Origin of the sequence: Salinivibrio sp. MA440 (assembly GCF_001996265.1) — a bacterium.
GTDB classification, from domain to species: domain Bacteria; phylum Pseudomonadota; class Gammaproteobacteria; order Enterobacterales; family Vibrionaceae; genus Salinivibrio; species Salinivibrio costicola.
In genome coordinates this window covers 1-15,925 of sequence record NZ_MUFI01000022.1, presented here as the reverse complement: position 1 = coordinate 15,925, position 15,925 = coordinate 1, and the positions used below count along the sequence as shown (strand labels likewise).

General features: G+C 47.2%; 11 protein-coding genes. 6 read left to right on the top strand and 5 right to left on the bottom strand.

Annotation, left to right across the window (positions count from 1 at the left end):
* Positions 1 to 351 precede the first annotated feature (351 nt).
* The 6 genes from BZG80_RS08535 to BZG80_RS08510 all read left to right on the top strand — a co-directional run bounded on the left by BZG80_RS08535 (position 352) and on the right by BZG80_RS08510 (position 9,203).
* Positions 352 to 1,743: an L-cystine transporter gene (locus BZG80_RS08535; RefSeq protein ID WP_021023917.1), complete on the top strand. Its 1,392-nt coding sequence runs from the start codon at positions 352 to 354 to the stop codon at positions 1,741 to 1,743.
* 174 nt (positions 1,744 to 1,917) lie between these two features.
* Positions 1,918 to 2,481, top strand: a complete 564-nt coding sequence (locus tag BZG80_RS08530; RefSeq protein ID WP_077460788.1) for a PhnA domain-containing protein — start codon at positions 1,918 to 1,920, stop codon at positions 2,479 to 2,481.
* 71 nt (positions 2,482 to 2,552) lie between these two features.
* On the top strand, positions 2,553 to 4,223 hold the full coding sequence (locus BZG80_RS08525; RefSeq protein WP_077679132.1) for a LytS/YhcK type 5TM receptor domain-containing protein: 1,671 nt from the start codon (positions 2,553 to 2,555) through the stop codon (positions 4,221 to 4,223).
* Positions 4,187 to 4,900 carry a LytR/AlgR family response regulator transcription factor gene (locus BZG80_RS08520; protein ID WP_077576950.1) on the top strand — a complete coding sequence of 238 codons (714 nt, stop codon included), beginning with the start codon at positions 4,187 to 4,189 and terminating at the stop codon, positions 4,898 to 4,900. The genes BZG80_RS08525 and BZG80_RS08520 overlap by 37 nt, the downstream gene beginning before the upstream one ends.
* 131 nt (positions 4,901 to 5,031) lie before the next feature.
* On the top strand, positions 5,032 to 6,258 hold the full coding sequence (locus BZG80_RS08515; RefSeq protein WP_077679131.1) for an OFA family MFS transporter: 1,227 nt from the start codon (positions 5,032 to 5,034) through the stop codon (positions 6,256 to 6,258).
* Positions 6,259 to 6,524: 266 nt separating this feature from the next.
* A complete protein-coding gene (locus tag BZG80_RS08510) occupies positions 6,525 to 9,203 on the top strand; it encodes a bifunctional diguanylate cyclase/phosphodiesterase (protein ID WP_077679130.1) in 2,679 nt (892 codons plus the stop codon).
* Positions 9,204 to 9,240: 37 nt separating this feature from the next.
* Here the strand turns inward: BZG80_RS08510 and BZG80_RS08505 are convergent, their stop codons facing one another.
* From BZG80_RS08505 to BZG80_RS08485, 5 genes are all read right to left on the bottom strand, one after another.
* Complete coding sequence (locus tag BZG80_RS08505) at positions 9,241 to 9,975, bottom strand: hypothetical protein (protein WP_077460793.1); 735 nt, start codon at positions 9,973 to 9,975, stop codon at positions 9,241 to 9,243.
* A gap of 64 nt (positions 9,976 to 10,039) precedes the next feature.
* Positions 10,040 to 10,774 (bottom strand): hypothetical protein, encoded by a 735-nt coding sequence (locus tag BZG80_RS08500; protein WP_077460794.1) that lies wholly within the window; start codon positions 10,772 to 10,774, stop codon positions 10,040 to 10,042.
* On the bottom strand, positions 10,771 to 14,013 hold the full coding sequence (locus BZG80_RS08495) for a T6SS effector BTH_I2691 family protein (RefSeq protein WP_077679129.1): 3,243 nt from the start codon (positions 14,011 to 14,013) through the stop codon (positions 10,771 to 10,773). The genes BZG80_RS08500 and BZG80_RS08495 overlap by 4 nt, the downstream gene beginning before the upstream one ends.
* A complete protein-coding gene (locus BZG80_RS08490) occupies positions 14,010 to 14,855 on the bottom strand; it encodes a DUF4123 domain-containing protein (RefSeq protein ID WP_158011536.1) in 846 nt (281 codons plus the stop codon). The genes BZG80_RS08495 and BZG80_RS08490 overlap by 4 nt, the downstream gene beginning before the upstream one ends.
* Before the next feature lie 44 nt (positions 14,856 to 14,899).
* Positions 14,900 to 15,925 (bottom strand): type VI secretion system Vgr family protein (locus tag BZG80_RS08485; protein ID WP_198532932.1); only part of this gene is annotated, 1,026 nt, incomplete at its 5' end.

The window sequence follows — 15,925 nt, the reverse complement described above, 5'->3', positions numbered from 1 at the left end:
TAACACATCACTCCTGGTATGCGTCCAAAAATAAACACGGTGAGGGTGAGTCAACACGCGCGGCCTTACCTTACCGGAACCTTAGGTGTATTCCTAGAACGAACGCTTGTTTTAAAACAGCCGGAATAACTTGTCGTCGCCATTGCGCGATATACCACCGCAAATTGTGCAATAACTGTTCCATATTCTTTTTAGTTTTAATAAGTGCTTTTTTTATCTAGCCGTAATGTGACATATGTCTTCATTATGTGCACCCGTCGGCATAAGATGCGAACCAATATCGATCCCTTAACGACATCCACGGGATCTAACGCTGAAATTATTATAATTCTCTAGGTGGGAACGCCAACTATGACAGTTATCCTTTTAAATCTGATCGCTTTTGCGCTGTTACTGGCAGTGCTTGTGAAGTTGCACAAGCAACAAAAATCCCTATCAACGCGAGTCTTTACTGGCTTAGGCTTAGGGGTGGCATTCGGTGCTGCGCTGCAAGCGTTATATGGTGCTGACGGCACGGTTACACGCGAAACCATTGACTATATCAATATCGTCGGCTCAGGCTACGTGAGCTTGTTAAAAATGATCATCATGCCGTTGATTACCGTGTCAATTATTGGTGCCATCTTAAAGGTGAAAGACTCGGGTTCACTGGGTAAAGTCTCTAGCTTAAATATTGGGATTTTGCTGGCAACGACCGCAGCATCTGCACTCATTGGCGTGTTCGTCAGCAGTCTATTTGGATTGTCTGCGCAAGATATCGTGCAAGGTGCGCAAGAAATGGCTCGCGGGGCTGCACTTGAAGAACGCCTAGGTACCGTTGAAAACCTGTCACTGGCTGATATGGTGATCTCTTTCTTCCCACAAAATCCGTTCGCAGATTTAGCAGGAAGCCGTCCAACGTCTACGATTGCTGTGGTGATTTTCTCTGCGCTTGTGGGAATTGCCGGGGTAACGCTTTCACGCACACAGCCTGAACTGGGTGAGCGCTTTGAACGCTTTATGGATGTTGCTCAGGCGCTTGTACGTACGCTGGTGCGCATGATTATCGGTTTAACGCCATACGGTGTCTTGGCATTGATGACGAAAGTCATTGCCGGATCAAATGTCAGTGAAATCCTGCAACTGGCAAACTTCGTTGTCGCTTCATACGTTGGCCTAGGCGCGATTTTGGTGATGCATTTGATCTTAATCGGCCTAGTAGGAATGAGCCCAGCTCAATACTTGAAAAAGATACTCCCGGTACTAACGTTTGCCTTCACATCGCGCTCTAGTGCCGCGACTATTCCGCTAAACATTGATTCTCAAATGAAGAACTTGGGGAACGATCCGGCCAGTGCCAATTTCTCAGCCTCTTTCGGTGCGACCATGGGGCAAAACGGCTGTGCAGGGCTATACCCTGCCATGTTGGCGGTGATGATTGCACCAACCATTGGTATTAATCCGCTCGATCCTGGCTTTATCGCGACCTTGGTTGCCATCGTAACGGTGAGCTCTTTCGGTATTGCTGGCGTTGGTGGCGGGGCAACGTTTGCCGCGCTGATTGTACTCTCGGCACTGGATATGCCGGTCGCACTTGCGGGTCTGTTAATCTCAATTGAACCGTTAATCGATATGGGCCGCACCGCGATTAACGTTAGCGGCTCAATGACTGCTGGCACGCTCACCTCACGCTTAACCGGTGGCCAAGATAAGACTATCTTCGAGCACCACGAAGTGGTGAAACAAGACACTGCAAACGCTTAATGGCGCGGTGCCATCGTTTATAAAATGCCACGCCGCATTGGCGTGGCATTTTTGTGTCTATAATCATCCATCAATTCGCTGACTTAATCCCTTATAACTTGTAAGAATTTATGTCAGCGATTACACTCTGCCGCATTGTTAACGCAGGCTCGATCTGCCCTACACGAGACATTTATGAGTATTGAACAAACACTTCAGGCACGCAGCGGCGGCCAATGTGAACTTTGTACCCGCCAAGACAACTTATCTGTATATGACGTCCCGTACTCACCAGATACCACCGCGAACAGCTGCGTATTGGTTTGTGGCACCTGTCATGACCAGCTAAGTAATCCTGACAATATGGATGTGAACCACTGGCGTTGCCTGAGTGACAGCATGTGGAGCCAAGAGCCGGCCGTGCAAGTCGTCGCTTATCGCCAGCTTTCTCGCCTTTCGAGTGAAAGCTGGGCGCAAGATAATCTCGACATGATGTATATGGAAGATGACGTGCGTAAATGGGCGGAAACCGGTCAAGATATCGAAGAAGTTAAAGTGCTGGATGCAAATGGTGTGGCGCTGCAAAAAGGCGACGACGTGACCGTGATTAAAGATTTGCCAGTGAAAGGCTCAAGCCAGGTAATCAAACAAGGTACCGTGATCCGTGGCATTAACCTGACCGATGATCCTACCCATGTGCAGGGTAAAGTGAACGGCCAAACGTTGTTTGTGATCGCTGAGTTCTGCCGCCGCAAGTAATTGGCAGCATACAGTCGCCCTTTATTTAAAAACGGTTCTTTCTTTTGTTAGCGTACAACGACCAGTTATTGATGCTGTTGGCGGTATTTGAACGTGCCGCCTTATTACTCATGGCCTTATTTTGGCTCACTCGCACCCATCTGATCCAAACCATCGTACAGAAGACCCAGCGCCATCCAATGGAAACAGCGCTCATTGCCACTTTGTTTGTATTGTTTGCCTTATTCAGTACCTACACGGGAGTGAATGTCGATGGGTCGCTGGTAAATGTACGCATCATCGCCATTATCGCCGGCGGTATTTTGTTTGGTCCTTGGGTTGGCGTGACTGCCGGCGTCGTCTCGGGCGTTCACCGCTATCTTATCGATATTGATGGGCCAACCTCACAAGCCTGTTTGATCGCCAGTATTATTGCTGGGTGCCTGTCGGCACTGATTCATTATCGCGCAGATAAACAGCATTATGCACGCTACGGCATTTTGGCGGGTATGCTCTGCGAATCGCTGACCATGCTACTTATCCTTTTGCTTGCCCGCGATCAAACGCTCGCCCAACACATTGTTGCCACCATTAGCTTCCCGATGATTGCAGGTACCGTCTGTATTGGCCTGATCATCCAACTGGTGCAGTACATCGATGATGAAAAAGAACATTTAGCCGCCCAGCAGGCTAAGCAAGCGTTAGATATTGCCAACCGCACTCTACCGTATTTTCGACGCGGAGAGGCGCGAGGTTTGACCAAAGCGTGCAGTATTATTCGTAAAGACACCGGTGCCGATGCCGTGGCTATTACCGATACCGCCGATGTTTTGGCGTATGTTGGCATTGGTGAGGAGCAATACATTGATGCCCATCACCAAATTAGCCGCCTTACTCAGCAAGCGGTAAGAACCGGTGAACAAATTATCAGCAATGATCTCAACGTGCATGATTTTCGCTCTTTGTTGATCATTCCACTATGGGAAAATGGCGTGGTCACGGGAACCTTAAAGGTTTTTTATCGCCAGCCCCATCGTATTCGTCGCCCCATGCAGGAAATGGCGATTGGTTTATCACAATTGATTTCGACCCAAATGGAAGTTGCGCGGATACAAAACCTCAAAGAAATGGCGAGTAAGGCCGAATTTTCTGCCTTACAAAGTAAAATTAACCCTCATTTTTTGTTTAACGCCCTCAATGCGATCTCCAGCTTGATCCGCCTGCGTCCGGATGACGCCCGTGGCTTGATTGCCAATTTGGCCGACTTTATGCGTTACAATTTAGAGCGCACGCAGGATCTGATCCCCATTAGTGATGCCATTAAACAAGTCAAAGACTATGTCGCCATTGAGCAAGCACGTTTTGGTGACAAACTTACGATCCGCTTTGATATTGAAACGACCGACACCAATATTGCGCCCTTGCTGATACAGCCGCTGGTAGAAAATGCAATTCGCCATGGTTTTCAACCTTCTCGTCGTCCTTGTGATGTCATCATTGCGGTGCGCGAAATTGCGCAAGGAACGGAGATTAGCATCACAGATACCGGTGTCGGCATCGATCCTAATATTGTCGAGCAACTTTATCATGGCACCATCGACAGTCATCATATTGGCTTGATGAATGTGCACCAGCGTTTAATCATGCTCTATGGACAAGGCTTAACTGTTGAGCCACGCAATCCCGGCACACGTGTATCATTTGTGATTAACCATAAGGAGCCTTCATGCTTCGCGCTGTCATTGTCGAAGACGAATACTTAGCGCAAGAAGAGCTACGTTACTTAGTTGAAAAGCATAGTGATCTCGAGATCATCGAAAGCTTTGATGATGGGCTTGCAGCGCTAAAATACCTGCAGACCCATTCAGTGGACGTGTTGTTTTTAGATATCAATATCCCCTCGATTGATGGCATGTTACTCGCACGGAGTTTACATGCCGATGCGCGCCCGCCCTTTGTGATTTTTACGACCGCTTACAAAGAGCATGCCGCAGATGCTTTTGAGCTTGAAGCGTTCGACTACCTGCTTAAGCCGCTTAACGAAACACGGGTTAAAGGCGTACTCAATAAGCTTGCTCTCGCGGCTGCACCTACCGATACCCTGACAGAGCAACGCCATACCTTGCATTTGATGCGTGATAATCGGATCCGCATTACCGATACCGCCGACATTCTTTATGCCGCTGCCAACGAAAAGACCACCTTGGTGTACACACCCGACGGTGAGTTCTATGTCCCTTACACTATCAGTGAATTGATGACGCAATTGCCGGCTAATTTTTTTCGTTGCCATCGCTCTTATTGCATCAACTTAGATAAAATCACCGAAATTGAACCAGGCTTAAACAGCACCTATCACGTTTTCCTCCCCGGCATTTCTGATCCTGTCTTGGTCAGTCGCGGTAATCTGAAAGCGTTTCGCGAACGGATGCAATTGTAATTCATGCCCTCTCGCTGCAGTTCATGCCCGCTAACTGCAGCTCATTTTATCTTTTTCACCTACTCTTGATGTGGGGATTCAGGGTCGTATCTTGGGGGTGTTCTCAATAGATAAAATCCTGGAGCGTTACCATGAACGCACGTTTATCCCCCGGCATCAAAACCCTTATCGGCACCGTATTGGCCCAGTTTGCACTTGGCTCTGTGTATACGTGGAGCCTGTTTAATGCCCCCCTTGCAGCCCAGCTTGACGAGCCAGTCAGCCAAGTGGCCTTCACCTTTGGCATTATGACACTGGCATTGGCCCTGGCTTCTTCCGTCTCGGGCCATCTACAAGCACGATTCGGTGTCCGCCGCGTGACAATTGGCGCAGGCATACTGCTTGGCGCCAGTCTCGCGCTAACCTCGGTGGTCAGCCAACTATGGCTACTTTACCTTACCGCCGGCCTTCTGATTGGTTTAGCAGATGGTACTGGCTACCTCATGACGCTTTCCAATTGCGTACGCTTTTTTCCCAAAAACAAAGGGCTTGCCTCAGCCTGTGCCATTGGCGCTTATGGGTTAGGCAGCTTAGGTTTTAAATACATCAATCTATACTTTTTAGCCGCAGGCGGCGCAGCACTAAGTTTTCAAATGTGGGCGGTTCTGGCCTGTGTGATGGTCGTAATTGGCGGCGCACTGATGCACGATGCGCCACAGCAAAAAGCCACCACAAACGCATCTGAGGCCGATGCGCCTGCTGATTACACCCTTTCTCAATGTTTTAAAACCCCGCAATTTTGGTTACTTGCCACGGTATTTGTCACGATTTGTATGAGTGGGCTTTATGTCATTGGCGTCGCTAAAGATGTGGGTGAACTTTATGTCCACCTTGATGCTGCCACCGCTGCGGAAGCGGTTGCCATTATCGCACTGGCAAATCTAGGCGGCCGTCTGGTACTGGGGGTGTTGTCTGATCGCATGGCGCGCAGCAAAGTGGTTGGCTTGGCACTCCTCGTCTGCGCGGCAGGCGTGGGTATGCTCCGCTTTATGCCACTGGACCAATACAGCTTCTATTTGTCGGTTGCTTGTGTCGCGTTCAGTTTTGGCGGAGCAATTACCGTATTCCCCACCTTGATGAGCGACTATTTTGGCATGAACCACCTCAGCCAAAACTATGGTTTTATGTACCTGGGCTTTGGTGTCGGTAGCTTTATGGGCTCTGTCATTGCGGCGCTATTTGGCGGTTTTGTTGCCGCGTTTAGTGTGATGCTGGTAATGATCACTATATCCTTGTGTATTGCATTCACTATTCACTCGCCCAAGCACAATCAAGAGAGGATTAAGCATCACTGGCAGTTGGAGTCATCGACCAGCTAAGCATTGTTATACACTTTCCCCTCGTCTTAGCAATAATACGAGGGGCTCTTGTTTGTAATCGACACACCAAAAATAAAATGTGACAGCGTCACATAAGGTGGTCCAGTTTACACTGTAAACCCCGTGATATCGGCGCTTGTTGATAAGTCTATCCCTAAATACTGAATAACATCTCAATACATTAACAACACTATTGATTGTTGTGGTGTACTCGCCTAATTTAAAGCCTCGGCGTCGGGCCTTCCTCTTTTCTTGCTAGGTATTAAATGACACGGACGCGATTTGTTACGCTTCACAGCAAAGCAGCACTTATTTTTATCCTAGGGTTACTTGCCATTATTTTCAGTAGCCTTTTATTGACTCGCTATTTTTTCCTCTTCGGTATTGACCACCTAGAAGACATAGAAATCACGCGCGCAAATCAGCAAGCCAAAGCGGTGATTCAGCGTGTCATCGATAATCAAGTTGAATATGCAATTGATTGGGCCTATTGGGATGATACTTACGCGCTACTTACAACAGGTAATAATCGCTATGCGCAGAGGAATCTAAGCGACGAGACATTACTCGCACTCAGTTTAGATATGATGGGATTTGCCGACTTAAGTGGTGAGGTAGTCGAAGCAAAAGTACTGGAAGATGCGGGCAACAAGTCGATGATTGATGCAATATATCGCTCCCCTGCCGTCACAGCCCATATTCATCAACCCATTCCGGATAAAGAGCTGACTCCTTTCGCTGGTTTACTCCAGCTTAGAGGCCGCATATGGGTGATCAGTGTCAACCCAGTCCGAGACAGTGCGGGCACTGCACCGGTCGTCGGCTGGATGGTTTGGGGGCAAGCACTGACGGGTCGCTTTCCCTCCGACTACGATAACATATTAGCGGGCAACAACCGTCTCGTTAACAAGGGGGATACAACAGGAGAAGGGAGCGTTGAACGCATTGTTCGTACTGACAATAAGATAACCCGCTATACCCCCTTATATGATTTGAGCAACCGCCCAATTGCGGCCTTAGAAACCACCGAATCTCGCCATTACTATCAAAAGGGAAAGCAAGTATTTCAATATCTTATCTTAGCTTTACTGGCGATGACCTCATTTATCGCTTTCGTGGTTTATCTGCTTTATCGACACAATATTGCTAGACAATTTATCTCTTTTGAGAAAAATGTGAACGCTCTGCTCGGTAACACAGCTCCTATCACAGCGCCCAAAGATATGTTTACCCGCATTACTGAACAAATCGAGGCAATGGCGAGCACGTCCTCTTACGCCGAACAACAACTTAAAGAAACACTGTCTAAATTTGAAGCGCTGTACCATAGCCAGCATCTAGGCATGATACTTTTAGAAAATAACCAGATTGTCGACGTGAATCAGGCACTACTTAATTTGCTTGGTCATCAACGCACACAGCTTATCGATGCCCCACTCGATATCCTATTAAATAACAAAGATGGCACACTGTCTGATCTGAATGCCTTCCAACAGCAAGACGAGCAGGATGTTACTCACTTTGAAACTAACCTACGCAGTGTCACTGGGCAAACTATCTCTTGCAATGTAGAAGCGATACGGCTAGACAATCAGACGTCTCAAACTGTGATGCTGGCGGTGAAAGATATTAGCCAGCAAAAACGACAAGCCGCTTTAATAGAAACACTATCACACCATGACACCCTGTCTGGTTTACTTAATCGGCCCTCGACAACTAAAGCCTTAAATCAAGCGCTTACGAACAAAAAGGCAATTATCACCCTCTACATAATTGCCACACGTCTTCGTGAAATTTACGAGATATATGGGCATCAAGCCTATGACAATGCGGTAAAGCATATCGCTGATGCTTTGAAGCAACAGTTTCCGCAAGCGGAAATCGGTAGGCTAAGCGAAAATGAGTTTATCGTTTTTACTGATCAAATAGAGGAGGAGCAATTTATTCCTCGCGCGAATACCGTGCTAAAAGTCAGTGCAAGTCATCTAGCTGAGACGACTGCAGACTTTGATATCGGCCTTAACGCCGCAATGATAGGGCCTGAGTTCGCGTTTACCCATTTTGAACCCCTCGTCCACTGTGGTTTCTACGCGATAGAGCAACAGTTGGTACCCAAGCACAATGTGACGATTGTTGATGAAGAGATTGTGCAAGCTGCCAATGAGACATTAACAATTAATCGAAACCTGATCACTGCACTGAAAAACGAAGAGTTTACCGCTTTCTTCCAGCCCATCGTTAACGCGACATCGAATCAAGTGATCGGTTTTGAAGCATTGGCGCGTTGGCATCATCCCGATTTGGGGATGATATCGCCAGGGGTTTTTATTCCGTTGGCCGAAAAACACAAATTAATTATTGAGCTCGACGAACTGGTGTTAGAAAAAGCCTGCGCATTTTTACAAACCATACAAAGGTATTGGAGTAAAAAATCGCAGCACCGTCTCACCATTCATGTCAACCTCTCTAGTCCTCACTTTGGCGCAAGTGCGCTGATTAATAACTTGCAGCGACTCATAAAGCAGTATCAACTTTCGCCAGGACAGCTGGTGCTGGAAGTTACCGAAAGTATTCTACTCGGTGCCGACCAGGAGACAATTGAACGGATGCATGCCCTCAAAGCGTTAGGCGTCCAGCTAGCCTTAGATGACTTCGGTACCGGCTATTCATCGTTTAGCTCGCTGTGTAATTTTCCGCTCGATATCGTCAAATTGGATAAATCGTATATGAGCGAAATTGAAACCAATGAAAAGGCCAAAACCTTAGTCCGCAGCATCATCAACATGGCTCAAGAGCTGGGCATGACCACCGTTGCTGAAGGCGTCGAAACCGCGTCTCAATTGCGCATTCTCAACGTCTGGCGTGTCGATGAAATTCAAGGGTTCTACCACTTTAAACCAATGAGTGCAGAGCAGGCATTAAACACCTTTGGTGAAAATGGTTAATTGTAAGAGCGAGAGTAAACCCTATATAAAAGCTATACTACTCGGCCGATTTCTCTTCTTCTTGTTGATAAACAGGGTGTTTATACTGGTCCTTCAACCTTTTTATCTTCACGAACTCGATCCTAGGGAAGAGTGAACGTAATGTAGCAAGTAGTTCTTGCTTTTGGTCAAGAGTAGCGGTGAATATATCACCATAGTAAGCATACGCACCTTTCTCGGGAATGGCGAATGACAATACACCATCATTCTCTAGGTCAAACACAACCGTACGCTCACAAATCAATATGGAATGCTTATTAATCGTAGGACGAAAATTCGTCATCCCAAACGACATCAGCGCAAAACCACCAGTCCCAACAAACGCGAGAGGACCGAGCACAAACACGGCAATAATACAAACCACGATACCCACCCATGCAAGACCACGCACCACCTGATAGGCAACATCGGGGATCATGTCTTTTTCTGTATAATGAATACCCAAAGGCGTTAAGTGGTAACAGCGATGTTTGTCGGGGAAAAAAAGATACCTTGAGACTAATACCATCATCGTCATGAAAGAAAATAATCCCCAAAACGCAATAGAGTCTATAGTGAGCTCGTCGATTACAAACCATAGAAAGCAAAAAGGAGTTAGCCCTGCAAAAATTGATAGTCCCCAAATTCCAAGGTGGTCAAATTTTCCACCCCATCCTTTATGTTCCCAATAGTGGCGAACTTCCACCTCGTAGAGCCTCTTTTCAATAGGATTTATAGTTTCGCTATAACTCAATTCTCAATCCAATGGTACGCATCATTCACTCTTCCCGAATTGAAGTGAGCTGTTAAAAATCATCCTATTCGGCAGCACTCTCTTCTTCCTGCTGATAGATAGGGTGTTTATATTGATCATTTGCCCTATTGATTTTGATAACTTCTAAATTAGGGAAAATAGTATATAAGTGATTTATAACGGTGAGTTTTTCTTCATACGTTTGAGTATATACACGACGTTTATATTCTAGGTTATCTTTCTCTGGAATAGTAAAAGAAAGCACATTATCGTTAATCAGGTCAAACAAAATAGTTCGTTCGTCCATCAATATGTAAGATTGGTTTACATTAGGACGAAAGTTCGTCATCCCAAACGACATCAGTGCAAAACCACCTGCCCCAACAAACGCAAGAGGACCAAGCACAAACACGGCAATAATACAGACTACGATTCCCACCCACGCCAAACCACGTACCACCTGATACGCAACATCGGGGATCATGTCTTTTTCTGTGTAATGAATACCCAGAGGCGTTAAGTGGTAACAGCGATGCTTGTCGGGGAAAAAAAGATACCTTGAGACTAATACCATCATCGTCATGAAAGAAAATAATCCCCAAAACGCAATAGAGTCTATAGTGAGCTCGTCGATTACAAACCATAGAAAGCAAAAAGGAGTTAGCCCTGCAAAAATTGATAGTCCCCAAATTCCAAGGTGATCAAATTTTCCACCCCATCCTTTATGTTCCCAATAGTGGCGAACTTCCACCTCGTAGAGCCTCTTTTCAATAGGATTTATAGTTTCGCTAATACTCATTTTTCAACTCTCACTTCAATGGTACGCTTGGCAAATTTTTTATCTCTCGGGGCTGAATTTACGGTTAGTTCACCTTGGTGGTTTCCGGTAGCCACATAGCCAAGCGCCTCATTTTCTGATGCTTGCCAAGCAAACGGCATACTGACAAGTACAGCCACCATATCGTCAGTGGCACCACCCATATTTAGTCGGTAGATAGGACTTCCTGAAGCCTCATCTGTGCTCCATGTACCACCTTGCTCATTGACTACCACTGCAGATTTCGGCTCAGCGACTCGGTAGTGGTAGTTTTTGTCTTTAGGCTTGCGGGTGACTTGTAAACCAATTTTTGTATCCCAAGTAAACGCAGGCAGGGTTAATTCTAATTGCCACTGCTCTGTGCCAGCGTCCATCCATTGCGAAGGGAGGCGATTAGGAACCGAGTTCAGCCGAATTTGAGGCTTATTAATAATATTCTCTAGACTCTCCAGCTCTTCGAAAAACTCCCATTGTTTCGTCTGCTTTCCCCAAGTTGAATGAAGTAACCACTTTTCAAGCTCTGAGCGTTTAAAAATATTAATGACCACAACTGCTATCAGATATACGAAACCTGCCACCATCAGTGTGGTCAACATCCAACGAGTAATGATCGCACCTATACTAATATTGAATATGCCAAGTCGGCTTAATGTATTGGCCCCTAACTGTGCAGAAAAAACTATAACTTGAGCGAATGTTGATAAACCTTTTAAACCATAACCAAACCTTTCCATTGGGGCATGGTCTGAATTCCAGGCTTTTTCACCACTATCCCACGTTTCTAGTCCCGTAGCTATTAAGCCAAACATAGAAACCATCAATGTGGTTTTAGCAAAAGTCTTTAGCGTGGCTCCTTTTAACTTACCTCCCTCGTCTATTGCTTCACGAAGGCTCACTTCCAGTAGTGTTCCATCTTTAAGCATTTTTTCCCATGCCGCATCTCGCCAAACCGCCGAGATCGCGGACACCGCATAGGCGGTCGAGTAGGTCGCTTCTCTTAGTGCTGGGTTTGCCCACAAGCTAGTCTCTGGGTGCTGCTCGGCTTTATAGCGAATATTATGCAAGACGGATGCGCTATTCCAAATATTGAGGATCGCAACAATACCTCCCATTTTGCCGAGCTTATTCCACGATGTTTGAGCAGCTTGTACGCCTTTTTGCCAGATGCGCTCAACGGCTTGATTGAGCATTTTTTTCGCTGCATCATTCGCCGCTTGATGCTTTAGCGTGACCATTTGAGGTAACTCACTACTCAATAACTTCTGCAGCCTCTGCTGAGCTGCATGCATGGTTTGAATCTGATGATTTTTGGGAGTTGATTGCCCCACCGGTGGTTGGCTAATACGTGTAATGATCGCGACTTCGGCATTCATCTTTCGCTGCCATGCCGAGACTTGTGCCGGATAGTCTGGGTTGTGTGCAACAATCGCTTCTGGATTAACGATTGCCTCCAATATCACTAACCGTAAATTACTGATCATGCCTGCAGGGCTATGCGTGGTATTCATTTGGCTAGGAAATAACAGGTTGGTTATCGCTCGCCACGTCTGTTCCGTCGCGCCTGATGTCGCATGCTGCAACGCAGAAAAACTTTTTTTCACAGGCTCTGCAAGCGATTTAAACCATTCTTTCTCTTGGATACGAACATCGCCCGTGAATCCATCATAGTTAGCAATCGCACTAAACAGTGCCAACATATCTCCCGGTTTATCTAAGCCAATAAAATGATGCTCAATCTTCTGCACTTCATCATTCAGTGCTTGCCAATTCTTTTTGGAGAACCCCACTGACGCCAGCGCCAAGAGATTATCAGGCTGATCAAAGTCCAGAATTTTATTCAGTTCAGCCTGTGCTTCCTTATTATTTATCGCGTGTTTTACGCCGACCAAGTATTGACTCACTAAGCTCAGCAGATACACCAAATGATCCGTGTCTTGATTGTCTACACCCACAATGGCTGGATCGGTGCTTAATTGTTTAAGGCCATACATAAAGTCTTTGTAGCGAGTGGCGATGCGCGCATCAAGGCCTTGTAATTGGTTGTAATGGTCAGAGAGAAATGCCTCTAGCGATTCCCAATCCACTTCATCGCTGAACATAGACCAGCGTTGTTTTTGCTCTTCAGTGAGTTGGTAATCGTATTGTTCCTCAAGAAGCGCCCCTTTATTTAAGACCTCTTCTTGCAGTGGTGTCATCGGCACAGTCGCGACATTGGGATTACTTTCTAAAGCCGCTCGCTCTTGGTCAGCAAGCCGTTGTGTCGCAAGATAGTCAATAACATGGCGCTCGAATGCCAACTCTCTGATGGGGTCACCCTTCACTGAACTGGGTACTTCGTCTTGCTCCAATTTCACGCCTGCTAGCATTCGCGTCAGCTCAGCCATTTGGAGCTTATGCATGTTCTCTTCGTCTTTTAAAATAACACTCTGTCGCGCGACTTCCTGAGATAAAGGCAAGAACAAATCAGACACATCGGCCAACCTATCATCCAGCGCAATAAAAAAGCCTTCATTGGGTTTATCCAAGTCCACCTTGTAGTCAGTGACAGTGCTACCTGGCTTTTGTGCAACGTTCTGGTGTTGAACGTCTTGCTCATCGGTTTCTAGATCATCGACTTCATCAAGCGGTGTACACGTACTTGCAAATAACCCAGCCGGCGCAGAGTCCTCGCCAATATCAATCACACTTTGCCCGAGTTGCTTTAAACTGCCGGTGTGTGGATGCGCCATATTCTCGCGATAATAATCAAGATCGAGCTCTCGCATCCACGCACTGCGTAGCTGACCCTTTTCTTGCATCAGCGCTTTTAAGCGCACCGTCCAGCGTAGATGCGAAAAAGCAAGATAGACAGTGTGTTTAACCGGATAGTTTAAACGGCTTGATGTTTCGCCATCGCTATCATCATCCAGCTTTTTAATGAGTTTGGTACCAGACACTTGGTATTCATCTAGACGCTCCGCGTCTTGGTCGTAGACATACAGCCAACCGTCCCTTAGTTGGCGCAATGTGCGCTGGCTATACTCTGCCTCGATCCACGCTTCACCATGCCACTTTTTAGGTAAAGCAAATATTGGTGTGTAATCGTCTTGATCATAGCCATTGTCGAACGCATAACGCACAGGAACAAAACCAACGCTGCCACCTTTTAAAGGACACGGTCCAGTTGGGTCGCGGCTATCTTGATTGTTGGCACATTTGGCCGCTGAGATTGGGTCACTCATAGCTGCTCCTGCTGGTTCGATAAGTGAGACTCGGCTTGTTCTGATTCGTGTTTTGCCAATAAGGCCGCTTGCTCGATGCGCTGAGAGGGTGTCATTGCCGATGGATTGAGAACAAGATTGCTTATATCGGGATACACAGATGCATCGAGCGCTTGCTCACCCACAAAACCTAACACATTGAAAAATTGCGTGAGGTCTTGCCCGGTATGAAATCCTTGCTGATAGGCAGTGTTTGCCCACGTCTGCACCCATTGGTCAGGATCTGACTGAGAGGTAAGACGCTCAGGAAAGTAAGTTTGCATATGTTGCTTAAGGCTTTGTATTTGATTTCGCCAAACCACGGTACCAAGCGCGCTCCATTGCGGATCAGAGAGCTGATAGGGCAACGAGACTGATTTGGCCGACTCAGGGGCATGATAAACTTGCCAACCTTCACGCGTCGGCAACCAAAGTGCCGACATCAAGGACCAAAAGCCACCAAAGTCATTAAACAGCAACGCATCAATGCATTCACTGTGCCCCATCTTTAAGAACACCTTACTACCATAGGGTGACAGCACTTGAATGAAATCCCGTAACTGATGTGCTACATCAAGCCCGGGGTGTGAAGACGCGAATACATAGCCTGCAGTGGGTTGATTGAGGGTCGTAAACCATGCCCACACTGCGTCGGTCAATCGTACAATAAAGGGAGAAACCGCGAGCAGCTGGTCATAAGGCGGTTGAGTATAGACAGGCATAATGTCTAACTCTCCTTCCAAGCCATATAGTTGCTGCGCCATGTCTTCAATTTGTCCACCATCGACCATCAAATACAAACGATGACCCTCTTGCGGCTGCATGTCAGGGACTCTATCGAAAAGATTGCTATGCGCCAAAATAGTCATCACTTCTCGCACTCCTCACATAAAGGAGATTGTCCCTTTAGCGCTTCTACTTGACGTTTAGGCGCCAATGATGGCGTATCGTCTGTTCTCGGCGCCCACGATGGCGTCGGCGCCCCTTGCTGTGTTTCTGATGTGGTCATTACATCAACCGCTTGGATATCGGGGAGTGGCGCGGCTTCGGGATCGGCTAAGGCGTCGATGGTTTTTGGACGCTTCGCCATTTGGCCATTAAAGCCTGGGCCACTGCCTGCGCTACCGCCTGAGTTTAGGTTCACTGCGGCACCAGAAGCATGCACGCCTGCCGCATCCACTTTCACAAAGCTACCGCCGGCACTTAAGGTAACTTCTGCACCGGCTTCGATCACCAGTTTAGCGCCCGTTTTTAGGTGAATGTCACTTCCGGCTTCCACCGCATGAACCTTACCGACTTTATAGTACTCACTGGCTTTGACGAGATTGGAGTGGTTGCCACCAATACGGGTGCGACTCTCTCCCTCCACGGTATGATGCGCATTGCCCATCACACGATGAAATTGGTCGTTATGTACCTGATGGTGATTGTCATGACCTATCTCAGTCACGCGGTCGTTTTCTACCTCGGTGTGCCAGTCTTTTTGCGCGTGTAAATACACTTGCTCACTGCCCGATTGGTCTTCGAACGTGAGCTCGTTGTAGCCCTCGCCTTGATGACTCTCACTGCGCCAAACCGTCTTGGTTTTGTGTGCCGGTAAGGTATAAGGCGGCACATTGGTCGCATGATAGGTGCGGCCGGTGATAATCGGTTGGTCCGGGTCACCGTGTAAGAAAGACACTATCACTTCATGACCAATGCGGGGAATGGCCATCATGCCGTATTGGCTACCCGCCCAGCCTTGGGCCACCCGTATCCAACAGCTGCTTTTGTCATCGCCGTTAGAATAGCGGTCCCACGGGAAGTGGACTTTCACTCGCCCGTGTTCATCACAGAAGATTTCTTCGCCATCCGGTCCCACCACGGTGCCTATCATGGGGCCATCCACTTGGGG